21 protein-coding genes are annotated in these 23135 nt (G+C 64.7%); 8 read left to right on the top strand and 13 right to left on the bottom strand.

All coding sequences use genetic code 11. The features are described from left to right. Positions 1–48 precede the first annotated feature (48 nt). The 3 genes from edd to SLT36_RS24260 are packed head-to-tail and all read left to right on the top strand — an operon-like array spanning position 49 to position 2573. Positions 49–1872, top strand: coding sequence for a phosphogluconate dehydratase (edd, locus tag SLT36_RS24250; protein ID WP_432284787.1), 1824 nt, complete (start codon positions 49–51; stop codon positions 1870–1872). 54 nt (positions 1873–1926) lie between these two features. Then, entirely contained in the window at positions 1927–2178 is a 252-nt protein-coding gene (locus SLT36_RS24255) for an AbrB/MazE/SpoVT family DNA-binding domain-containing protein (protein ID WP_432284788.1), read from the top strand. A gap of 41 nt (positions 2179–2219) precedes the next feature. Then, positions 2220–2573, top strand: a complete 354-nt coding sequence (locus SLT36_RS24260; protein ID WP_432284789.1) for a type II toxin-antitoxin system VapC family toxin — start codon at positions 2220–2222, stop codon at positions 2571–2573. Between the two features lie 6 nt (positions 2574–2579). On the opposite strand, the gene SLT36_RS24265 is transcribed toward SLT36_RS24260, so the two are convergent. From SLT36_RS24265 to SLT36_RS24290, 6 genes are all read right to left on the bottom strand, one after another. Then, the gene (locus tag SLT36_RS24265; protein ID WP_432284790.1) at positions 2580–2930 is read right to left on the bottom strand and encodes an MliC family protein; all 351 of its coding nucleotides are present in this window, start codon (positions 2928–2930) and stop codon (positions 2580–2582) included. 89 nt (positions 2931–3019) lie between these two features. After that, entirely contained in the window at positions 3020–4549 is a 1530-nt protein-coding gene (locus SLT36_RS24270; RefSeq protein WP_432284791.1) for an ABC-F family ATP-binding cassette domain-containing protein, read from the bottom strand. A 455-nt stretch (positions 4550–5004) separates the two neighbouring features. After that, positions 5005–6654, bottom strand: coding sequence for a vWA domain-containing protein (locus tag SLT36_RS24275; protein WP_432284792.1), 1650 nt, complete (start codon positions 6652–6654; stop codon positions 5005–5007). Between the two features lie 75 nt (positions 6655–6729). Next, a complete protein-coding gene (locus SLT36_RS24280) occupies positions 6730–7692 on the bottom strand; it encodes a GlxA family transcriptional regulator (protein ID WP_067967057.1) in 963 nt (320 codons plus the stop codon). A gap of 71 nt (positions 7693–7763) precedes the next feature. Continuing rightward, positions 7764–8660, bottom strand: a complete 897-nt coding sequence (gene folD / locus SLT36_RS24285) for a bifunctional methylenetetrahydrofolate dehydrogenase/methenyltetrahydrofolate cyclohydrolase FolD (protein ID WP_432284793.1) — start codon at positions 8658–8660, stop codon at positions 7764–7766. Positions 8661–8772: 112 nt separating this feature from the next. Continuing rightward, a complete protein-coding gene (locus SLT36_RS24290) occupies positions 8773–11073 on the bottom strand; it encodes a GNVR domain-containing protein (protein ID WP_432284794.1) in 2301 nt (766 codons plus the stop codon). A 161-nt stretch (positions 11074–11234) separates the two neighbouring features. Here SLT36_RS24290 and SLT36_RS24295 point away from each other — a divergent pair, with 161 nt between their 5' ends. After that, positions 11235–12530, top strand: coding sequence for a lipopolysaccharide biosynthesis protein (locus SLT36_RS24295; RefSeq protein WP_432284795.1), 1296 nt, complete (start codon positions 11235–11237; stop codon positions 12528–12530). 217 nt (positions 12531–12747) lie between these two features. Here SLT36_RS24295 and SLT36_RS24300 read toward each other — a convergent pair whose 3' ends face one another. From SLT36_RS24300 to SLT36_RS24310, 3 genes are read right to left on the bottom strand one after another with little or no spacing between them, the layout of a single operon-like run. After that, on the bottom strand, positions 12748–13623 hold the full coding sequence (locus tag SLT36_RS24300) for a DUF6492 family protein (protein ID WP_432288463.1): 876 nt from the start codon (positions 13621–13623) through the stop codon (positions 12748–12750). Between the two features lie 11 nt (positions 13624–13634). Further along, positions 13635–14399, bottom strand: coding sequence for a WecB/TagA/CpsF family glycosyltransferase (locus tag SLT36_RS24305; RefSeq protein WP_432284796.1), 765 nt, complete (start codon positions 14397–14399; stop codon positions 13635–13637). A gap of 2 nt (positions 14400–14401) precedes the next feature. Next, positions 14402–15577 (bottom strand): glycosyltransferase, encoded by a 1176-nt coding sequence (locus SLT36_RS24310; protein WP_432284797.1) that lies wholly within the window; start codon positions 15575–15577, stop codon positions 14402–14404. A 167-nt stretch (positions 15578–15744) separates the two neighbouring features. Between SLT36_RS24310 and SLT36_RS24315 the strand changes: the two genes are divergently transcribed. From SLT36_RS24315 to proC, 4 genes are all read left to right on the top strand, one after another. Then, positions 15745–16743, top strand: coding sequence for a glycosyltransferase family 2 protein (locus tag SLT36_RS24315; RefSeq protein ID WP_432284798.1), 999 nt, complete (start codon positions 15745–15747; stop codon positions 16741–16743). Further along, positions 16712–18025, top strand: a complete 1314-nt coding sequence (locus SLT36_RS24320; RefSeq protein WP_432284799.1) for an O-antigen ligase family protein — start codon at positions 16712–16714, stop codon at positions 18023–18025. The genes SLT36_RS24315 and SLT36_RS24320 overlap by 32 nt, the downstream gene beginning before the upstream one ends. Before the next feature lie 71 nt (positions 18026–18096). Beyond that, positions 18097–19185, top strand: coding sequence for a metallophosphoesterase (locus tag SLT36_RS24325; RefSeq protein ID WP_432284800.1), 1089 nt, complete (start codon positions 18097–18099; stop codon positions 19183–19185). Positions 19186–19250: 65 nt separating this feature from the next. Continuing rightward, a complete protein-coding gene (gene proC, locus SLT36_RS24330) occupies positions 19251–20066 on the top strand; it encodes a pyrroline-5-carboxylate reductase (protein ID WP_432284801.1) in 816 nt (271 codons plus the stop codon). On the opposite strand, the gene SLT36_RS24335 is transcribed toward proC, so the two are convergent. The 4 genes from SLT36_RS24335 to modA all read right to left on the bottom strand — a co-directional run bounded on the left by SLT36_RS24335 (position 20067) and on the right by modA (position 23129). Further along, a complete protein-coding gene (locus tag SLT36_RS24335; protein ID WP_310327870.1) occupies positions 20067–20408 on the bottom strand; it encodes a winged helix-turn-helix domain-containing protein in 342 nt (113 codons plus the stop codon). It abuts the gene before it with no gap. A 13-nt stretch (positions 20409–20421) separates the two neighbouring features. Continuing rightward, positions 20422–21534: a molybdenum ABC transporter ATP-binding protein gene (gene modC, locus SLT36_RS24340; protein ID WP_432284802.1), complete on the bottom strand. Its 1113-nt coding sequence runs from the start codon at positions 21532–21534 to the stop codon at positions 20422–20424. Continuing rightward, entirely contained in the window at positions 21534–22229 is a 696-nt protein-coding gene (modB, locus tag SLT36_RS24345) for a molybdate ABC transporter permease subunit (protein WP_192318308.1), read from the bottom strand. Before modB ends, modC begins: the two co-directional genes overlap by 1 nt. Positions 22230–22328: 99 nt before the next feature. Further along, positions 22329–23129 (bottom strand): molybdate ABC transporter substrate-binding protein, encoded by an 801-nt coding sequence (gene modA, locus SLT36_RS24350; RefSeq protein ID WP_432284803.1) that lies wholly within the window; start codon positions 23127–23129, stop codon positions 22329–22331. Positions 23130–23135: the final 6 nt, after the last annotated feature.

Here is a 23135-nt window from a genome sequence, read left to right on the forward strand (position 1 = left end):
GCCCGAAACTCCTCCCGGTTCGGGCCCCGCGTTGAAAGGACTGAGGCCATGACAGCCAGGAACGACATCCAAGCCATCACCGAGCGCATCCGCGAACGTTCGAAGGTCGGCCGCGAAATCTATCTCGACCGTGTCGACGCGGCAGCCGGAAAAACCGCCAATCGCGGCGTGCTCTCCTGCGGCAACCTCGCCCACGGCTTTGCCGTCTGCAGCCCTTCGGAGAAGGTCGCGCTCGGCGGCGACAAGGTCGCCAATCTCGGCATCATCACCTCCTACAACGACATGCTGTCGGCGCATCAGCCGTTCGAGACCTATCCGCAGCTGATCAAGGACGCGGCGCGCGAAGCCGGCGGCATCGCCCAGGTGGCCGGCGGCGTTCCGGCGATGTGCGACGGCGTCACGCAAGGGCAGCCCGGCATGGAGCTGTCGCTGTTTTCGCGCGATGTCATCGCCATGTCGGCCGCAATCGGCCTCAGCCACAACATGTTCGACGCCGCCGTCTATCTCGGCGTCTGCGACAAGATCGTGCCGGGCCTGGTGATCGCGGCGCTGACCTTCGGCCACCTGCCGGCAGTGTTCGTGCCGGCCGGACCGATGACGTCAGGCTTGCCGAACGATGAGAAGGCCAAGGTTCGCCAGCTCTATGCCGAAGGCAAGGTCGGCCGCGCCGAGCTGCTCGAAGCCGAGTCCAAGTCCTATCATGGACCGGGCACCTGCACCTTCTACGGCACCGCCAACTCCAACCAGATGCTGATGGAAATCATGGGCCTGCACACGCCGGGCGCCTCCTTCGTCAATCCTGGAACGCCGCTGCGCGATGCGTTGACACGCGAGGCGACAAGGCGGGCACTCGCCATCACCCATCTCGGCAACGCCTATACACCGGTCGGCCGCATGATCGACGAACGCTCGGTGGTCAACGGTGTCGTCGGCCTGCACGCCACGGGCGGATCGACCAACCACACCATCCACCTGATCGCCATGGCCGCCGCTGCCGGCATCCGCCTGACCTGGCAGGACATCTCCGACCTGTCGGATGCGGTGCCGCTGCTTGCCCGCGTCTACCCGAACGGCCTGTCCGACGTGAACCACTTCCAGGCAGCCGGTGGCATGGGCTTCCTGATCCGCGAACTGCTCGACGCCGGCCTGCTGCATGAGGACGTACAGACTGTGTGGGGCGAAGGCCTGCGCCCGTATGCCGTCGAAGCCAAGCTCGGCGCCGACGGCGCCGTCGTCCGCGAGGCGGCACCCAAGGTCAGCGGCGACGAGAAGGTGCTGGCGCCCGCCGCCAAGGCATTCCAGCCGAGCGGCGGCCTCAAGGTGCTCGGCGGCAATCTCGGCCATGCCATCATCAAGACCTCGGCCGTGAAGCCGGAACGCCGCATCGTCGAGGCGCCGGCACTGGTCTTCGACAGCCAGCAGGGGCTGAACGACGCCTTCAAGGCCGGCCTGCTCGACCGCGACTTCATCGCCGTCATCCGTTTCCAGGGCCCCAAGGCCAACGGCATGCCGGAACTGCACAAGCTGACCACCGTGCTCGGCATCCTGCAGGACCGCGGCCACAAGGTGGCGCTGGTCACCGACGGCCGCATGTCGGGTGCCTCGGGCAAGGTTCCGGCAGCGATCCATGTTACGCCGGAAGCGCTCGAAGGCGGGCCGATCGGCCGCGTCCATGACGGCGACATCGTCAGGCTCGACGCCGAGGCCGGCACGCTCGAGGTGCTGGTTCCCGCCGGCGATCTGGCGCTGCGTCCTGAACCGGTCTGCGACCTCTCAGGCAATGAGCACGGCATGGGCCGCGAGCTGTTCGCCGGCTTCCGCCAGATGGCCGGTCGCGCCGACCACGGCGCGAGTGCCTTCGGCACGGCCTGACTTCGGCTTGAAAGTAAGGCAAATCTGCCTTACTTTTTGCAGCAGAGGTATGCCATGACCATTCTGACCGTCACGGCCAAGGGCCAAGTCACGCTCCGCAAGGACGTGCTACTGCATCTGGGCGTCAAGCCTGGAGACAAGATTGCCGTCGACGTTTTGCCCGACGGCAAGGCGAGCCTCAGCGCAGTCAAGCCAAAGGATGCGCTCAAGGGGTTCATCGGCAGCTTGCACCGGCCCGGCGAGCCCGCCTTGTCCCTGGAAGAAATAGACAAGGCTATCCGTGACGGCTGGGCCGGCAAGCGGTGAGGATCACGCCCGACACGAACGTGCTCCTGCGGATCGCGGTGATGGATGACGAGATCCAGACCGCAGCTGCATTGCAGGCTCTGGAAAGGGCCGAAGGCATTGTCGTGCCGCTGCCCACACTCTGCGAATTCGTTTGGGTTCTGAGGCAGGGCTACAAGCGCCCAGCGGCGGAAGTCGCCGCTTCGCTGCGGCAACTCCTTGCCTCCAGCATCGTCGAAACGAACCGGCCTGCCGCAGACGCCGGCATTGCGGTGTTGCTCGCCGGCGGCGATTTTGCCGATGGCGTCATTGCCTTCGAGGGTGCGCAGACTGGCGGCTCAACGTTCCTGACGTTTGACAAGAAGGCGGCGAACCTGGTTAGAAAGATCGGTGTCGAAGCAGAGCTTCTTGCCTGAACGCCACTACTTCACCACCTCGCACGACATCACCGCCGGTGCATCCTCGCCCTTGGTCAGGTCGTAGAGATCGGCGTTGCTGCCCTTGGTCCACCAGACATAGTTCTGGCCGGCATATTTGGCACCGCTGGCGCTCAGCACGGTGACGGCCACGACCGTCCGGTCACCGAGCGTGAGCACGGCGATCGAATTGTCGCCGGCATTGACGTATTCGGCCTTCACCGTCTGGTCGCCGCATCCATAGTCGACCGCGTTGCGCTCGACCTTTGCATCCCCCGGCAGCTCCAGCGTCACGGTCGAAGCCGCCGCCGCAGTGGTTGCGGCAGCAAGGATGATGGCGGTGAGGTACAAGCGCATGACGGCCTCCTGAATCGCTCATGCAGACGATAGCACGGCGAACAGGCCTGCCGAAGCCGAGGCCCCGGCAGGTCTGTTCACATCAGAGGCTAGGCGCCGTTTTTCGCCACATCGGCAAAGAAACCTTCCGGGCTCTCCACTTCGACCAGCCGCTTCTTCTCGATCAGCCAGAAACGGTTGCCTGTGGCGCGGACGAAGCTGCGGTCGTGCGAGACGAGCAGGCAGCTCGCCTCGTGCTTCAACAGCTCATCCTCGAGCGCCTCCTGCCCATCGATGTCGAGATGGTTGGTCGGCTCGTCGAGCAGGTAGAAGTTCGGGTTTGTCAGCCTGAGCACCAGCATGCCGAGCCGCGCCTTCTGGCCGCCGGACAGGCGGCCGATCGGATTGCCCTGCATCTCGACGGTCAGGCCGGCGCCGGCGAGCAAGGTTCGGGCACGCTGCTCGCCGAGCTCGAAGCGACGCGTCAGCATCGGCAGCGGCGCGTCCTTGTCCCTGAGATCGGACAGGCCCTGGTCGCCATACCCCAGCACCAGCGACGGCGTCGCCTTGACCACGTCCTTGGCGTTTTCCGGCGCGCCGATGGCCTGCCTGACCATATTGACCAGCCGTGTCTTGCCGGTGCCGTTGCGGCCCAACAGGACGACGCGGTCGCCCTGGCGAAGCCACAGCTTGCCGGTACGGAACAGCAGCGTTCCATCTGGCGTGGTGACGGGCGCGTCGTCGAAGGTGACCAGCACCTTGGCGTGCGTGCCACGATTGGCGAGCCTGATGGCGCCAGCCGAACGCTCCTGATGGGCCGGTCGCGCTGCATCCTCCAGCCGCTCTGCGCGCTCCTTCAGCTGCTTGGTCTTCACCACCAGAAGGTCACTGCCCGAGTTGATGCCGATGTTGTTGAGCTTGGCCGCCTGGCGGCGCAATTGCTGCGCCGTCTTCATGTCCTTCTCGAAGCGGCGCGCTTCCGAGGCGTCGATCTCGTCGAGCGCTTCGCGCGCCCTGGAATAGGGCAGAGAGAAGACCTGCGAGTTCTCCGGTCTGAGGAACAGCGTCCGGTTGGTGACGGCGTCGAGGAAGGCGCGATCGTGGCTGCAGATCACCACCGGCACATCGCGCGGCAGCGCGTTCAGCCAGGTCTCAAGCTGGGCGATGCGCGCCAGGTCGAGATGGTTGGTGGGCTCGTCGAGCAGCAGCAAGTCGGGCTCGGTCACCCAGACGCGGGCAAGCAGGGCCAACCGCTGCCAGCCGCCACTCAGCTTCGACAAGGGCCGCTGCCGCATCTCCTCGGGCACGTCGAGATCGTCGAGTACGATGTCGACGCGCCAGCTCTCGCTCTCAGCCTGATCGGCGGGAAGCGCTGCAAGGACGGCGTCATGGAATGCCATGTCGACCAGGCTTGCCGGCACGTCCTGCTCGACATGGCCGACCCGCAGGCCGCGTGAACGGGTAATGTCGCCTGATGTCGGCTCGAAGGCGCCCGTAATCGCGCGCAGCAGCGTGGACTTGCCGCGACCATTGGCGGCGACGATGCCAAGCCGGTCACCCGGTTCGACGGACAGGTTGAGATTGGAGAAGAGCGGTGCACCGAGCGTGACGCCGAGCGACCTCAGATTGATCAAAGCCATATCAGTTCTCTGGTCTGGCCGGACCTTCGCCCGCATCCGATCATGCGAGATGCTTTTGGGAAACCGGGGCCGGTGATTGTCCAGATGCGGACGAGCCCAAGGCTCGAGGCCGCATCACCACTGAGGGCAGACCGGGAGAGAGATACGCAACATCGAATGCCGCATCATACTGTCCAAAAATCGTAACTGATCGTTGGGGTCGATGCTGTTGGCGCGTCGTCCGAGGTCAGCCCTGCAAACGCATCTGCAGGGCGTGGACAGGGCCGCGCTGACGGTGGTGACGAAAAAACGTGTGCACGCAGCCCTCCTTTGTTGTTCGAGTTGCGCGCTCTAAATAGCCGCGACCTCGCCCGGTTGCAAGCCTGCTGGATCGTCAGCTCGCTGCGCTCCAGCTTATTGGATCGTCAGCTCGCTGCGCTCCGGCCTATTGGATTGTCAGCTCGCTGCGCTCCGGCCTATTGGATTGTCAGCTCGCTGCGCTCGCCGGCCTTGACGGTCGCCGAACCTTCCTTCTTGCCGGCATCGCCGCGATCGACCTCGACGACATAGTCGCCAGCCGGCAAGGTCGTCTGGTGCTTCTGGTCGTAGGCGTAGCCAAAACCCTGGCGATTGCCCTGGATGTCCTTCTTGGCCGCAAAGACGCGGATTTCCTTGGCGCCGGGCGCATCGATCGCCAGCACGCCGGCGCCGAGCACGGCGGTCACCTGGCCTTGCTCGCCGACCCGGACATTGAAGGGCTGTTCGGCCTCGGCCTGGTCCATGCGAGCGACCAGGACATAGTCGCCGGCGGGCAGGTCGAACTTGTTGTCCGGACCGTAGCCATAGGTGACCTGGTCGCGCGTGCCGTCGATCTTTTTCTTCGCCTTGTAGACCCTGACGTCGAGACCTCCGGCGTCGACCTTGTCGGCGCCCTCGGCATAGATCGCATTGACCACGACATGGCCGACGCCGACGATGATGTCCTTTTCGACGGTCTGGCCGGCAGCAAGCTGGATCGTCTCATTGGCCTCGCCCTGGCCGATTGTGACCTTCAGCTTGGTTTCGCCGGCAGGCAGCACCACCTTGGTCTGGCCGTAATAGGTCGCCGGGTGGTCACCACCAGGGAAGTCGAGCACGACGGCGGCACCGTCGACGATGTCGGCGCCTTCGCTGGGGCGTGGCCTGACGACGAGCGTGCCGGCATTGAGCACGAAAAGCGGCTTGTAGGCCTGGCCGGCCTCGACCTTCAGCGGCTGTTCGACCGCCGCCTCGCCCAGCGTCGCACGGATGACGTAGTCACCGGCTTCAAGCGATCCCTTGTAGTTGTTGTATTCGGTGGTGAGGCGTTCGCCCTTGGACCCGTCGGCATTGGCCTTGTAGATTTCCCAGGCGTTGCCGGCGTCCTTCAGCGGCGCTCCGCCTTCGGCCAGCGTCAGTTCGGGAACGAAGTTGAACTCCGGCTTGGCCGGTTCCGGCGCAGGCGCAGGTTCCGGGGCCGCTGCCGGCGCGGCAACGGTCTGCACAAGCGCATCTTCCAGACCCTTGGCGTCGGTTGCCTGGATGTATTTGCCGCCGGTGTTTTCGGCGAGGCAGGCGACCTGCCTGCCCTCTTCCGCCGTCAGGCCGAAGCCGACGACATGGGCGGTGAAATCGACACCCGACTGTTCCAGCTCCTTGCCCAAAGCGCAAGGGTCGGCGTTGCAGGTTTCGAGCCCGTCGGTGATCAGGATCACCGTCGCCTTGTCCTCGGTGTATTTGAGGTCTTCGGCAGCCTGTTTGACGGCGGCGGACAATGGCGTCTTGCCGAGGAACTTCATGCTGTCTGCGGCAGCGGTGATCGCCGATGCCGAGCCGGATGCCGGCGGCACCACCAGTTCGATGTCGGTGCAGCTGCCCTTTTCGCGATGGCCATAGGCCATCAGCCCGAGTTCGGTATCGGCCGGAATGGTGGTCAGCACCGAACGCAGCGCCTCGCGGGCGATTTCCAGCTTCGGCTTGCCGTCGATCTGGCCCCACATCGAGCCGGAGGCATCGAGTACGATGATGGCGCGGTCGGCGGCATTGGCACTTGCCAGTCCCGACAGCATGAGGACAGACGCCAGGATGCCTCGTGTAAACGCCTTCATGCTGCCCCTCGCCGATTCAGTTTTGAATGCCGCGAAGCTAAACAACGGCCATTGGGCTGACAACCCTGAGGCTGATCAATAGGTGGTGCGGCGTTCTTCGCTCGGCGGACGGCCGAACTGCAACCGATAGCTTTGCGCGAAATAGGAGTGCGAGGTGAAGCCGGTGGCGATCGCCACGTCGAGGATCGGCATGTTGGTCTGGCGCAGCAATTCGCGCGCGCGCTCGAGCCTGAGCCGCATGTAATAACGGCCAGGCGTCACATTGAGATGGCGCAGGAACAGGCGCTCGACCTGGCGAACCGACAGCCCGGCCGTCTTTGCCAGTTGCACCGCCGACAGGGGCTCGTCGAGATGGTCGGCCATCAGTTCGACGATGCGCTTGAGCTTGTCCGACTTGCCGGTGAGGTCACGTTCGGGGCCAACGCGCTGGCGGTCGCCGGCCGAACGGATGCGCTCGTGCTGGAACTGGTTGGCAACCTCGTTGGCGAGGTTGGCGCCGAAATCGCGCTTGATGATCTCGAGCATCAGGTCGATCGAGGTGGTGACGCCGGCACAGGTGTAGCGCTTGCGGTCGATCTCGAAGACGTTGTTGGTGCACTCGATGTCAGGGAACTTCTCCATGAAACCGGCGCGGTTTTCCCAGTGGATGGTGCAGCGGTAGCCGTCGAGCTGGCCGGCTTCGGCCAACAGATAGGAGCCGACCGACAGCGCGCCCAGAGCAGCGCCGCGCCGGCCCCAGGAACGAAGCGCGCCGAGCACCTTGCTCTTGCCAGGAAATTCGGTGGCGACGCCGACGCAGACGAACATGATGTCGACCGCCGGCACGTCAGCGACGGAATAGTCGACCTTGAGCGGCAGGCCATTGGAGGCGATCACCGCCTCGCCGTCGGCCGACACCGTGGTCCAGCCATAGACGTCGCGGCCAAGCAGACGATTGGCCGACCGACATGTGTCGATGGCGGCAACCAGCGAGAACATCGAGAACTTGTCGACCAGCAGGAAAGCGAACTGGCGGCCTTCGGGGTGGGGCTCTGACATCGCGACCAAATCTACAGAACGCGCCGGGTTGAGCAAGGAAGCGGCGCCGGTTTCAACAACGCCGCGATCATTCAGAAGCCCGGTTGTTCGAGGCCGGCGTGGCGATAGGCCGACACCAGCGTGTTGGCCATCAGCATGGCGATGGTCATCGGACCGACGCCCCCGGGAACCGGCGTGATGGCGCCCGCGCTCTTTTCCGCCGAGGCGAACTCGACGTCGCCGACCAGCCTGGACTTGCCTTCGCCCTTGTCGGGTGCGGGAATGCGGTTGATGCCGACGTCGATGACGGTGGCGCCCGGCTTGACCCAGTCGCCCTTGACCATCTCGGGCCGGCCGACGGCAGCGACGAGAATGTCGGCAGTGCGGCACAGAGCCGGCAGATCCTTGGTGCGGCTGTGGGCGATCGTCACGGTGGCGTTGGCCGCGAGCAGCAGATTGGCCATCGGCTTGCCGACGATGTTGGACCGTCCGACGACGACGGCGCTGAGCCCGGACAGATCCTTGCCGTGCTTGCGTTCGATCAACAGCATCGAGCCGAACGGCGTGCAGGGCACCAGTGCTGTGTCGAGCTCACCTGTGGCGAGCTTGCCGACATTGATGAAGTGGAAGCCGTCGACGTCCTTGTCGGGCGCGATCGTCTGGATGATCTTGCCGGCGTCGATATGGCCGGGCAGCGGCAGTTGGACGAGGATGCCGTGGATCGCGGGGTCGGCGTTGAGCTTCTCGACGAGGGCGACGAGATCGGCTTCGGAGGTCTCGGCGGCAAGCGTGTGCTGGACCGAATGGAAGCCGCATTCCTTTGATGTGCGCGACTTGTTGGCGACATAGACCTGGCTCGCCGGATCCTCGCCGACAATGACCACCGCCAGTCCCGGCTTCACGCCATGCGCGGCAAGCGTGGCCGCTGACTTCTTGACGCCTTCGACGACCTCGGCTGCGACACTCTTTCCGTCAATGATCTCAGCCATGGCTTTACTCCGTCTGCGGCATGCTTCGGGCGGCATTGTCATCAAATTTTCGACCCGCAACCTCGCCATTGCGGCGTCCGGTGCCGTAAACTCGAAACCGCATGGAAGAATTTCAGAAGTAGCGGCGCGAGCGCCGCTCCCTGAGAAGGTTCAATTCCTTGCGAACCTCGCGCAGGCTTTCGCTGATCTCGTCGATCTGGCTCTGCGGCGCGGGCGCATCGGCTCGGGGCGCTGCCGGCGGCGTGGAGTAATGTTCCGGCGGCCGCTGCCGATAGGACGGGCGGTACTGCTGAGCAGCGGCGTAGTCCGGTTGCTGCTGTGGCTGTTCGTAATAACCAGGCCGCGGTTGCGGCACATAGGATGGGTCAAGATCGCCCTGCGGCGCCTGGTACCCGGGCTGCTGCTGCATCGGCTGCGCCTGCCACGACTGCGGCGGCTGCCGGTTGTCGACGATCGGATCTGCGGCGGCGACAGGACCGGTCGCCGACGGCATCACCGGGGTCGCATCGACCCTTGCGGCGGTCGCCTCGACGCGGTTGTCCGGCTGGTTGTTCGCGGCTGCCGGTTCGTGGCGCATTTCGGGCTTCGCCCGGTTGCGTCGCCTCGCCGTGGTGCGCAGGCTCTGCAGCGCCCCGCGCATGGCACCGAAGCCTATGCCGGAGGCAAAACCGAGCAGCATGCCGCCCAGCGCAATCATCGCCCGCGACGGACCGGTCGACTGCAGCGGCGGCGATGCCGGCGATATGATTGTCACATTGCCCGAATTGATGTCCCTCTGCTCGCCGGTCTCGCGTGCCCGCAGCAGCGTTGCCTCGTAGACGGCGCGCTTGGCGGCAACGTCGCGATCGAGCTCGCGCAGCGTGACCATTTCGCCGCCGACATCGCTCTGGCGCACCTTGAGCTGGGCAAGGCGGGCCGCGAGCTCCTGTTCCGTCTGGACAGCGCGCTTGAGGTCGACCTGGATGGAGCCGGCGACCCGGCGCAGTTCGTTGGCGATACGCTCGCGTGCCCCGCTGAGCTGTGCATCGACAGCCAAACGCTCGGGATGGCGCGGGCCAAGCCTGACGGCGGCCCGGTCCGCTTCCTGGGTCAGCGCCGCATATTGCGCGCGCAATTCGGTAATTGCCGGCGAGCCGATCGCTTCGGGCAACGCGCCTGCAAGCACCGAATCGACACCGAGGTCGCGGGTCGAGGAGGCGCGCGCGTTGAGTTCGAGCGTGCGGGCTCGTGCCGCGGTCAGCTGGTCGTTGACGCGCTGGATCTCATCGTCGGTGATCAGGCGCCCTTGCGGATTGATGAGTTCGTTCTCGGCCTTGAACGCCTCGACCTTGCGCTCGGCTGTCTCAACCGACTTGCGCAGGTCGTCGAGGCGGCGGGTCAGCTCGTCGGTCGCGCGTCCGGCCGTTCCGGCCTGCAACTCGCCGAAAGTCTGGATGAAGACATCCGTCATCGTGTTGGCGATCAGCGCCGACTTCTCGGGATCTTGCGTCTTTGCCCCGACCGAGATGACGAAGGTGTTGGTGTCACGCTGGATGGACAACGCTTCATAGAGATGTTCGGCGGCCAGCGCATGCCGCCGCCCGGGGTCGTCGCCCGTCTGCTGGTTGGAAGAGATCAGCGAACTCACAAAACCGCGAATGCTGAAGCCGCCGCCAGCCTTGCCGTTGAATTCCGGGTCCTCGGCCAGATTGAGCTTGTCGACAACCTTGACCAGAACGGAGCCGGAGGTCAGCCGGCGCACCTGGGTTTCGACCACCGCCAGCGTCGCGTCCGATGGCAAGTCGCCGACCGTCAGTTCCTTGTCCGAAAGCCTGAGGTTGCGCGGATCGACGATCATCTCGGTCCACGCTTCGTATTTCTTGGGCGTCGACAGAGCGAGTGCGACACCCAGCAGCGCGCCGGCGAGCGTCGTCGAGGCGATCAGCAGTTTCGAACGGGTGATGCCGCCGATCACCGCCATCGGGTCGATCAGCGGTTGCCAGCGGACGTCGTCGTGATCGCCATGCTGTGCGGATGGCTCGACAGAGGGCTGAGGCATGGCAGCAAGCGGCGCCGGAGCGACTGAGCCGATCGCCCTGTCGCGCCAGGTGCCGATCATCGAAGACTGTGTCGGTGCAGGCTTGTCGCTTGCGAATGCGGACACAGCTTCCATCGGCTGTGCGGCAACCGGCTGTGCCTCCGGTGCGGCCGGCTTTTCGGCCAGTTGCTCGCGGGCAGCACGTTCGGCCTCGCGCCGGAAACGCGCCATGCGATGGCGGGTCGCGGGATCCTGGAAATCTTCCTGGCCAATGTCGTCTTCCGCTGACATCGACAGCAGCGACGAGCCTCGCGGCTTCGGATCGGCGTCGTCCCGGTCCAGCGCAAGCAACGAGCGCTTGCGCCTCCAGTCCTCGCGGTTTCCAGATTCGGCCATGCGGGCAACTTCCAAAAGTCTATTCCGGATCACCTGTCCGGTCGTTAAGCCACGCTAAACAGACATGGGTAACAAAACGTTAATTCCTGCTTTGCGGCAGTATATAGAGCTTCATCGCAGAACGGCACATTAAGCTTTGGCTTTTATCGTTCAACTGGATCATGACCAAGGCGAACGACATATCGCGCACGACGCTGCGCCAGCGGATCGGCAGTTTCGTCGTGCAGCGGCAGGCGGTCCTGCGCGACTACTTCTCGGCGATCAGCGGCTCGATGGGCCGGCTGGTGTTTTCGCTGATCTATTTCATCGCGCTCGCCAACACGCTGTCGATCGCCGATTTCGGCCTGTTTGCTACCGCCTCCGCCGCTGGCGTCATGCTGTCGCGAACGCTGGCCTTCGGTTTCATCTCGGCGCTCTACCGCACGGCAACGATAAGGCCCCGCCTGATCGGCAGCTACACCGCCGGTTTCCTGATGCTCGCCGCGCTGTCGCTGCCGGTGCTGGTGGCCGCCTCGGCGCTGACATGGTTCCTGTTCTTTTCGACATCCATGCCGGCCGCCATCTTTGCCGCCGTCATCTTTGCCGAGGCGCTGTTGTGGAGACCGGTCGAAGTGGCGATGATCGTCAACAACGGCCTCGGCCGCTTCGGCCGGGCGGCTGTCCTGGCGATCCTGACCGCCGCGATCAAGGCGGCCGCTGCTGCCCTGTTCATCTTCTGGCCAAGCCATACGGTCGGCGCCTGGGCCGGGTTCTACATCGGCTCGAACCTTGTCTCCCTCGCGCTCGCCTTCGGCTTCTTCTATCCGCGCCAGCGGCTCAGGCTGACACCTGACCTTTACTGGCGTCGGCTGTCGGATTCGATCTATGTCGCCGGTGCCGAAGTGCTGTTCTACCTGCAGATGGAGTTCGACAAGCTGCTGGTGCTGGCCATGGGCGGCCCGCATCTCGCCGGGATCTATGCCATCGTCATGCGGCTGGTCGACCTGACCGCCATCCCGATCCGCACTTTCTCGATGATGCTGGTCCAGCGCATGATGCGCATGCCCGAAATGCTTGCCAGGCTGAAGGTCAAGATTGGCATCGAGGCGGGCATTTTGATCGTCTCGACCTCGGCCCTGCTGTTCCTCGCCGTGGTACTGTACTTTTATCCCAACTTCCTCGGCCGCAACGTCGCCGAGGCGGCCCCGCTGGTCGGACTGGCGCTGTTCGTGCCGGCCCTGCGCAATCTCGTCGAGTATCACGCCGAGCTTCTGTTCGCGCGCGGCCAGACGCTGATCCGCGCCGCCAATCTCGCCATGCTGGCAGGCCTCAAGGCAGCGTTGCTGTCGCTGTTGCTGATGCGTGTCGCCGACACCGAAACGCTGGTGTGGATGCTGAACGGCATGTTCTCGCTGCTTTACCTGGCGTCGGCCGCCGTCACCTACACGGCGCTGCGGCGGCGGGCCAAGGCGATCTAGGGAGGCACCGCGCATCTTCGAATCGCGGTGTCTCTCCTTCTCTCTGCGTCTACGCAATTCCGGACGGAAAACCGCTGCGCACTTTTCCTGGAATTGCTTCTTGCTTTACGCAATTCCGGACGGAAAACCGCTGCGCACTTTTCCTGGAATTGCTTCTTGCTTTACGCAATTCCGGACGGAAAACCGCTGCGCACTTTTCCTGGAATTGCTTTGGGCCTCAGGCAGCAACAAGCCTGCGGATACGGCCGAGATCGGTGCCGATGAATGACTGCATGCCGATCGCCACCTGCTCCGGCGACATGGCGGCGACGAAGGCCTCGAACTGCACATCGGTCAGCGGCGTGCCTGTCCAGTGGACACGGCAGAACTCTTCCGCACCGACATAATGTCCGGCGCCATCGGCGACCTCGTCGACGAAGCGGCCATAGATCATGCATTCGGAGAACTTGCGCCGCGCGCTCACCGCCTCGACCCAATGCCGTCCGCTGACCTGTTCGATGCGGGCCAGCATGTCGCGCACCGACGACCGGCGCCAGGCGATCAGCGTCGAGATGTAGTCATGCGGCGAAATCTCGGGCGCGGCGATGCCGAGCACAGCGGCAGCGTTGGCCGACCAGACGCGATGGTTGTCATGACCGGGTTTCAGCAGCACGCCATCGCGCCGGAACAGCCTGAGCTTGCCGCCCAGCCAGAACCGGGCGCAATCGAAAGGCCTGAGGAAAGCCACGTCGGAATCGACGTAAACGAGGGTTTCCTGCTCGATGCTTTCAGCGATCGCCATGCGCCTGAGCTGCTGCACATGCCAGCCACGCAGCGGCGGCGCCTTGAGGCTGAGCCAGATGCGGCGCTTGAACAGGCTCGTCGGATCGGGAATGTCGCGCAGCCAGGACGGCAAGAGCTCCCGCTCGTCGATGACCGTGCGGCGCTTGCCCTCGAGCTGCTGGAACAGCGCGACGTCGCGGTGCTCGACCAGGAGATAGTGATGCGAGGCGCCGGTGACATGGCGATCGACGGTCTCGCACAGCAGGCGGCAGCGTTCAAAATCGGCGGCGTAGCTCGCCGTGATCAGTGCAGCGTCCGGGGCTGGAGACATGGCCTTGGCGTTCAAGACTGCCCTCCCCCACGGATCTTCTGGCGCAGCACGCGAAACAGGAACAGCGGGTTGCCGACGACATAGCGCCGCCACAGCCGGCCCGGTTCGATGAGCAGGCGGAACAGCCACTCCAGGCGGAGCCGGCGCATCCAGGCCGGCGCGCGCGGAACCGAGCCACTGAGGAAATCCAGCAGCGCGCCGACGGCAATCGGCAATGTGCAATGTTCAGGGCGCATGTGCCGCGCGATCCACATTTCCTGGCGCGGCACCCCCATGGCAACAAGCAGGATGTCAGGGCGAAGGCTGCCGATGGCAGCGACGATCCCAGGCTCTTCCTGAGGCGTGAAGAAGCCGTCATGGACGACGACGATCTTGTGATGCGGGGCGATCTGGCCCAGCCGCGCCGCCGCCCGCTCGGCATTGGCACGCTTGGCGCCCAGGAGTGCCACGGTCAGCGGCTTGTCGCTCGCCTTCAAGAGGTCGGGGACGAAATCCGTGCCGTTGAGATTGTCAGGGAACGGCGCGCCATAGAGCCAGCGCGCGGCGATGTCGACACCGATGCCGTCGGCCAGCACGAGAAAATCGTTCAGGACGGCGGCGAAATCCTTGTCGGAACAGGCGATATTGGCGTTGTGGGCATTGAGGAAGCTGACCTTGGTGAAGCTCCTGCCCCTGATCTTCTCAATCAGCAGCGAGATCGCCTCGTCGCGCCGCAAGCTGGCAACCCGGATACCAAGAATGCTGCGGTAGGATGCGGCCGCTTTCGAAATCGTCATGCTCACGCCGCCACCTCGTGTACGCCTGTGCCGAAGCTGGCGAGGCCACGTGCCACAGCCAGGTCGAGAGCGGCGATCTGCCGGCGATGGAAGTCCGAACCGTCGACTTCAGCGACCTTCTGATCGACGGTTCGTTCAAGCGCCCTGGCGAAGGCTACGGGATCGTCGGTCATGGTGCAATTGGCTGGCTTGTAGGCGATGCCGCGCAGCGAATGCGCGGTTGCCACCGACGGCAGGCCGAGTTCGAACGTCTCAATCGTCTTGAGCTGGACGCCGCTGCCCGAGGTGCTGATGAGCGGGATGACGGCGGCGCTGCGCACAAAGGCCTGGGCATCCGGCACGCGGCCGACAAATGTGACGCCGGGATGTGGCGTGGACACCCCTGCGGGAACACTGCCGGCGATACGGATGCGGAAATCGTTGCGCAGGTGCGGCACGACCTTGCCGAGGAACCAGTCGAGGCCGATGCGATTCGGCTCCCAGGTCCAGGTACCGATGAGTGCTGCATCGCAGTCGATGTCGCGCTTGCCCTGGTGTGCCGGAAGCTGTGACCGGGTGACCAGCGGCAGCGCCACCGAGCGTGTGTCGGAGGCAACGCCCAATTCGGCGCGATCCTCTTCGGCGAGTGTGAAGACGAAGCGCGCATTGCGACACAGACGCCTTTCAATGACTTCGAGCAGCCTTGCCTCGCGGCGGAACAACAGGCGCTGGAAGGCGCCGTTGGCGGCACGCGCGTTCTCGGCGGCGGAGCGGAATTCGACATTGTGCGCGACGAAGATCGAAGGCCGGTCCCGAAACAGGCTTTCGAACGCCGCCGCCATCTGGACCGAATTGAGGATGTAGCCGTCGAACGGGCCTGCCGACGCGATCGCCTGGCGCACCGTTTCGTCCGAAACGATGCGCAGCTTGGCCGAAGCGAAAGTCAGCCCGGAGGCAACCGCATTCGCCAGCCAGCCCAGCTTGCGCTGCAAGGGGGCGGCATCGGTGCGCACGTCGAGCGCGCCGAGCAAGATCGTGTTTTCGGGGTCTGACGGCGGTTTGCCCGGCCAGCCGAAGCCAAGCACGGTTACACGCACGCCGGCCCGGCGCAGCGCATCGATGATCGCCTGGTTGGCGATCTCGTAGCCCGATGAGAGTGCTCCGTCAGGCACGATGGATGTGGCAAACAGCAGATGCATCACGACAGTTCCTGCCTATGCCCTAACAAAGCGCGGTGAAGTCTTCATTAAGCAATTTCAGCCGCTTGTGGAACCTGCCCGGCAATCCGCAGTTTGCTTCCGGCGTGTTTAACTGACCGTTATGGCGCCCATGATAGCGAAGAGGCATCAATAACCGGCAGCTTGTCATGAATGCTATACCTCCACTCAAGTCCGTGACCATTGCCGGCACTTCGCCTGCACTGGCAGTGGACGACGTCGAGGTGGTGGTCACGCTGCCAACCTTTCGCCGGCCACAGCAAGTGCTGGCAACGCTCGATTCGCTGGCCCGGCAAAAGACCACGCGCCGGTTCGCCGTCATCGTCATGGAGAATGACGACGAAGGCAACGAAGGCATGCACGCGGCCTTGCCGCTGTTTGAAAGCGGGGCGATGCCCGGGCTGGTCATCGTCGCGCATGAACGCGGCAATTGCAGCGCCTACAATGCCGGCTGGCACACCGCCTTGCTGCGCTTTCCGAATTTCTCGCGGCTGCTGGTCATTGACGACGACGAGCTGGCCGATCCGATGTGGCTCGAAACCATGTGCCTGGCTGCCGAACGCCTCGGCGTCGACATCGTCGGTGGGCCGCAGGTGCCAGTCTTTTCAGATCCCGGGCATCAGGTCTGGGCGAGACATCCGGTGTTTGCCCCGCCCTATTCCGTCACCGCTGAGGTCGGCGCGCTCTACTCCTCGGGAAACCTGCTGGTCAGCCGCAACGTGCTTCTGGCCATGGGCCCGCCCCATCTCGACCTGCGCTTCAACTTCATGGGCGGCGGCGACTCGGATTTCCTGAGCCGCTCGTCACAGAAGGGTTTCAAGCTCGGCTGGTGCGCGGAAGCGAAGCTGTTCGAGACGGTTCCGGCACGGCGCACCGAGGCCGACTGGATCCGGGCACGCGGCCTGCGCAACGGCGTCATCTCGACGCTCGTCGCCAAGAAGAAATATGCCGGCACGCCGTTCGCCAACACACGCGTCTTCCTGAAAAGCCTGGCGCTGCTTGGCGCCTCGCCATTACGTGCAATGAAGCGCCTTATCGAGACCGGATCGCCATCGGTCGCCGTGTACCCGATCCATGTGGCGCTTGGCCGTGTGATGGCCGAATTTGGTTATGCCAATGAGCAGTATCGTCAGCCCGAGAAGAACTGATGCGCCGCCGCTGACGGCGGCGTTCACGGCATCGGGCGTCGCCACCGCGATCGCGACGACGGTGCTGACCATCGTCATCGTTTCGTTCAGGCCGTTCCAGCCGGCGGGCGCTGGTGCGATCGAAGGCGGCGACATCGTCAACCAGTTGGGCTTCGGATCGCTCGGCGCCTTCGCCATGTTTGCGTTGGTGACCATGGCCAATCCGTCCCGGTTGCGCGCCATTGTCGGGCTGCCTTGGGTCGTCCTGCTGTGCTTCTTCCTGATATCGGTCGGTGAAGCCGCCGACCCAAATGCGGCGTTCCGGGCGGCAAGTTTCACTCTCATCGGCATCACCGCCATGGCAACCGTGCTTGCCTTGCCGCGCGATGGCGATTCCTTCTCGACCGTGCTGGTTGTCGCCGGCTTCCTCATCGTCGGGCTGAGCTACGCCGGCGTCATCCTTTATCCCAGCGTGGCGATCCACGGCGCCGACGGCTTCGAGCCCGAGCATTCCGGCTTGTGGCGCGGCGCCTTCAGCCACAAGAACATTGCAGCGCCCGTCATGGCCTGCTTCAGCTTCGCCGGCATCTACCTGATCCGAAGGCATTGGCGCTGGTCGGGCTACATGCTTTTGGCCATGTCGATGTTCTTCATGGTGCACACCGGATCGAAGACGACAGCCGGGCTGGTGCCGCTGTCGATCATGCTCGTGCTTCTGCCCGGAATGATCGGCATGCGGCTCGGCACGCCGCTGCTGTTTGCGCTGGCCGTCGTCGGCACGGCATTCGCAACGCTCGGCATCGTCTTCATCGAACCGCTGCAGCAGCTTGCCGCGCACCATTTTCCCGAACTCACCTACACCGGGCGCACGACGGTCTGGGCCTTCGCTGGCGAGATGATCGCCAAGAAACCGTGGTTCGGATATGGCTATGAAAGCTTCTGGCGCACGCCGCTGGTGACCGGAATCGGCCATGCCTACGACCAGGGCTGGGACATCCGCTTCATCGTGCACGGCCACAACGGCTATATCGACATCGCGGTGACCATGGGCCTGCCGGCACTTGCCGTCGCCGTCTATGTCTTCCTGATCGCGCCGCTGCGCGACTACATGCGCATCCCGCTCTACAAGGAGAACGTCTTCCTCGGCGACTTCTTCATGATGGTGGTGCTGTTCACCGCGCTCAATGCCTTCCTCGAAAGCTTCTTCTTCCGCCGCATCGACCCGGTCTGGATGTTCTTCGTCTTCGGTGTCCTGGGGCTGCGGATGGTCTCGCGCATGGTCATCCACAAGAGCATCGGCTGACAGAACGCGCTTGCTCCGCCCCGGCGGCCGCGCCATTCTCGGGCATGGCCACCCTGGTTTCACGACGCCGGATGCTCGCCCAGACGCTGGGTTTCGGCTTGGCTTCGCTGCTCGGAACGTCTGCGGGGCGCAGCGCCAGTCGGCCGCGAACCGATGCGACATTCCTGTTTGCTGCCGACATCCACGCTTGCCGCATGGCCAGCGGTCTCAGTCCGAATTGCCAGACCGAAGGCAAGACCGACCAGAACCTGCGCCGGCATATCGCGGCGTTGAACGAGATCAGTGCGTTCGTCTGGCCGCGCCAGATCGGCGGCGTGGCGAGCAGTCTGGCAAGTGCGGGGCAAAAGATCGGGCGACCGCTCGGCCTCGTCGTCGGCGGCGACATGACCGACGATGGCGGCGGCCAGGTGACCCAGCCGCATGAAGGCACGCAACTGCTCCAGTTCAGCCAGCGCTACCAGGAGGGCGCCGGACCGGACCGCGTGCATGTGCCCGTCTATGTCGGCCTCGGCAACCACGACCTCGACCAGGACGGCCCGCCGCCGCATGTCGACTGGTACCGGCGCGAGATGCGCGACTATGTCGAGATCAACCATCGGCCCAGCGTGTTCTTCAAGCCGCCGGTGCCGGCGGCCAACTACGACATGCTGTCCGACTGCTACTCCTGGGATTGGGGCGGCCTGCACCTGGTGCAGACGCACCGCTTCGCCGGCGACATCGCCAAGGGCGCCGTCAGTGCGCTCGACTGGCTGAAGCGGGACCTGGACGACAACGCCGGCGACGGGCGGCCGGTGATCCTGTTCCAGCACTATGGCTGGGATGCGTTCTCGACCGAGCGCTGGGACGCGGACGCCCATACATTCGACGACACCGGCAGCGGCAAGCCGCACTGGTGGAGCGACGACGACCGCCGCGCGCTGCGCTCGGCGATCGCCGGCCACAACGTGATCGGCGTCTTCCACGGCCACCAGCACGAGACGCCGATGATCTACAAGCGCGACGGGCTCGACCTGTTCAAGCCGAAGGCCGCCTACATGGGCGGCTTCGCACTTGCGCGCGTCACCGACGCCTTCATGGACGTGGCCCTCGCCGAAGCCGGCCCGCATGGCGGCGTCACCTTCACCAATGCCTTCACCAGGGTGCTGGACCACACACGCTGAAGTGGCGTTGCACCCTTCCGCATGGCTCCAAGACGGTCTATGTCAGTTGTGTTCGGAGGCTTTGCATGACCATCAGACTGATCCTCGCCGGCTGCGGCAACATGGGCTACGCCATGCTCACGGGCTGGCTCAACTCGGGTAAGCTCGCGCCCGAGGAAACTTTCGTTGTCGAGCCCAACGCGGAGCTGCGCGCCCGTGCCGCCGATCTCGGCAGCCGTGTCGCCTCGGAAGTCGGCGGCATCCCGGCCGATGCAGACCCCGAGATCGTCGTCATCGCTGTCAAGCCGCAGGTCATCCGCGAGGTCATCTCGGGCTATCGCCGCTTCGGCAACGGCAAGGCGACCTTCGTCTCGGTCGCCGCGGGTACACCGGTCGCCACCTTCGCCGACATCCTCGGCAGCCATACGCCGATCGCGCGCTGCATGCCAAATACGCCGGCAGCCATCGGCAAGGGCATGATGGTTGTCTATTCCAACGAGCACGTCTCGGAAGCGGCCAAGGAGGTTGTCGGCGACCTTCTGTCGGCCAGCGGCGAAGTCGCCACCATCGCCGACGAGGGCCTGATGGATGCGGTCACCGCCGTCTCAGGTTCGGGCCCGGCCTATATCTTCCATTTCATCGAGTGCCTGACGGCAGCGGCTGAAAATGCCGGCCTGCCACCGAAGACGGCAGCGCTTCTGGCCATGCAGACCGTCTATGGCGCGGCGAACCTGGCCGCCGAAAGCCGCGAGGATCCGGCCGTGCTGCGCCGCCAGGTGACCAGCCCGAACGGCACGACGGCGGCAGCCCTTGGCGTGCTGATGGGTGACGATCGCCTCAAGACCCTGCTCATCGAAGCCGTCGAAGCGGCCCGGCTGCGCTCGATCGAACTCGGCAAGTAGCTACTTCGTATCGGCTTCGGCCTGCAGCGCCTCGACGTAAGGCGCTGCCGCCGCGTGGACCGCGCGCTCCATGTCGCGGAACCGGCGCACGACGTCTTCGCCGACAGGTGTCAGCTCGGCTCCACCGCCATGCTTGCCGCCGGTCTTGGCAGCCACCAGCGGCTTGCCGAACATGTCCTTCATCTCTTCGACCAGGTCCCAGGCGCGCTTGTAGGACATCTCCATCGCGCGCGCTGCAGCCGAGATCGAGCCGGTAGCGGCGATCTGCTCGAGCAGTTCGACCTTGCCCGGACCGAGACGTCCCGTCGGGTCGAGATAAAGTCGCAAGGTCAGAGATGGCATCGGCTCGCTCCAGTCAGTCGCTGGTTAGCACAAGCGGCGCCCCTGGAGAAAGATTGGCGCGGTCGAAAGCAACTGTCTTGATGACGGCGTACACCTCGCGCCCGACGGCAAGATGCAGCGCCTCGAAGGACTGGCGGGTGATGCGCGACACCAGGATGTCGCCATGGCAGTCGAGCTTGAGGTCGACCTGGGTACCATCGACCTGGCTGATCTCGGCGATACGCCCCGGCAGGATGTTGAGCGCGCTGAGACCCTGCGGCCGTTCGGTTCCGATCATCACGTCGCGGGCGCGGATGCGGACACGCACGGCGGCACCAAGCGGCCTGTCGATGCGCGGCACGCGCATTTCGCCGGCACTGGTGCCGAGCACTGTCATGCCGAAGGCTTCGTCGTGGCCGAGCACTTTCATGTCGAGCACGGCGCCGCCCTCGCCCACCTCTTCCGGCGGCAACAGGTCGAGCCTTCGCATGATCTCGCCGGTCGGGCCGCTGGCTGCCAGCTTGCCGTTGGCCATTACGACGATGTCGGTGGCAAGCCGCGCCACCTCGGCGATGGAATGGCTGACATAGACGATCGGAATCTTCGTCTCGTCGCGCAGCCGTTCGAGATAAGGCATGATCTCAGACTTGCGTGCGTCATCGAGCGAAGCCAGTGGCTCATCCATGAGCAGCAGCTTCGGGCTTGCCAGCAGCGCACGGCCAATGGCGACGCGCTGCTTTTCACCGCCCGACAGCAGCGCCGGACGCCGCGCCAGGAGGTGGCCGATGCCGAGCATCTCGACGACCCGGTCGAACTCGGCGTAACGCCCGGCAGCCGGCGTGAACCAGCGGCCATAGAGCAGGTTCGAGCGCACGCTGAGATGCGGAAACAGCCTTGCGTCCTGGAAGACGAAGCCGACGCGGCGCTTGTAAACGGGCACGAAGCTGCGCTGCGCGGTGTCGACCAGCGTCTTTCCGTCGATGACGATGCGCCCGCTGTCCGGGCGGATCAGCCCGGCGATGATGTTGATGATCGAGGTCTTGCCCGAGCCTGACGGCCCGAACAGAGCAGTCAGGCGGCCGGCGCTTTGGAAGCTTGCCTCGAGGTCGAACGCGCCGAGGCGATGGTGGATGTCGACGAACAGCATCAGCCGGCATCCACGCGTTGCCCGATGCGGCGGGCGAAAATTTCGGAGACGACCAGCGCGATCATCGAAATGGCGATCGAGATCAGCGTCAGCCGCATCGCCCCTGCATCGCCGCCGGGAACCTGGGTAAAGGTGTAGATCGCCGAGGGCAGCGTCTGGGTCTCGCCGGGGATGTTGGAAACGAAGGTGATGGTGGCGCCGAACTCGCCCATCGCCTTGGCAAAGGACAGGATCATGCCTGCAACGACCCCGGGCAGGATCAGCGGCAGCGTCACAGTCGCAAACACCCAGAGCGGGCTGGCGCCCAGCGTGCCGGCAGCCGATTCTAGACGACGGTCGACGGCTTCGATGGACAGGCGGATGGCCCGCACCATCAAGGGGAAGCCCATGATCGCGCAGGCAAGTGCGGCACCGGTCCAGCGGAACGAAAAGACGATGCCGAAATACTGGTCGAGCAAGGAGCCGATCGGCCCCCGGCGCCCGAAGCTCAGCAGCAGCAGATAGCCGGTGACGACGGGGGGCAGAACCAGCGGCAGATGGACGACGCCGTTGAGCAGCGACTTGCCCCAGAAATTGCCGCGCGCCAGCAACAGCGCGATGCCGATGCCGAATGGCAGGCTGGCAGCCATCGCCCACAGCCCGACCTTGATCGACAAGTGGACCGCGTTCCATTCGTCAGGCGTGAGGTCCAGCATTCCCCGCTCGCATCCCCTCAAAAAATCCGTCCCACCCCGCGATGCGGAATGGGACGTCAGTCACAAGATAGAGCCTAACCGACAGGGGTAAACCAGTCGCTATTGGACCGGCGCCAGCACGGTGAAGCCCTGGGCCTCGAACAGCTCCTTGGCCTTGGCGGACTGAAGATATTTCACATACGCCTCGGCGTCTGCGTTCTTCGAGCCCGCCGTCACGCCAACCGGATAGACGATGGGAGGATGCGTCTCTTCCGGGAAAAGGCCGACGATCTTGACGCCCGGCTCGGCGGTGGCGTCGGTCTGGTAGACGATGCCGAGCGGGGCTTCGCCGGTCGACACCAGCTTGAGGGCGGCGCGCACGTTCTCGGCCTGGGCGATCTTGCCTTCGACCGAGCCCCAGACGCCGAGCTTCTCGAGCGCTGCCTTGCCATACTTGCCGGCAGGAACTGCCTTGACGTCGCCCATGGCGAGGCGGCCTTCGCCGAGCAGGCCGGCGAGGTCGAAATTCGCCGCGATGTCAGCCTTGGCAGCCGAATCCTTCGGCGCCACCAGCACGATGCGGTTGCCGAGCAGCTTCACCTCGGAGCCGTCCTTGATGAGCTTCTTGTCGGCGAGATACTTCATCCAGTCGAGGTCGGCCGAGATGAACACATCGGCCGGCGCACCCTCTTCGATCTGCTTGGCCAGCGCCGAGCTCGCGGCATAAGACGCGGTGGCAGTCTTGCCGCCCTCGGCCTTCCAGGCCGTGTCGACGGCGTCGAGCGCGTTCTTGAGGCTGGCGGCCGCAAACACCACGACGTCGCCATCGGCGCGCGCCGCCGGTAGGCCAAGCGCCAGTATGGCGGCGAGACCACCGGCCATCGCGGCAAGCCGCACCCCAAAACTCCTACGCGTGAACATCAGAAT

The organism is Aminobacter sp. BA135, assembly GCF_050859125.1.
GTDB lineage: Bacteria > Pseudomonadota > Alphaproteobacteria > Rhizobiales > Rhizobiaceae > Aminobacter > Aminobacter ciceronei.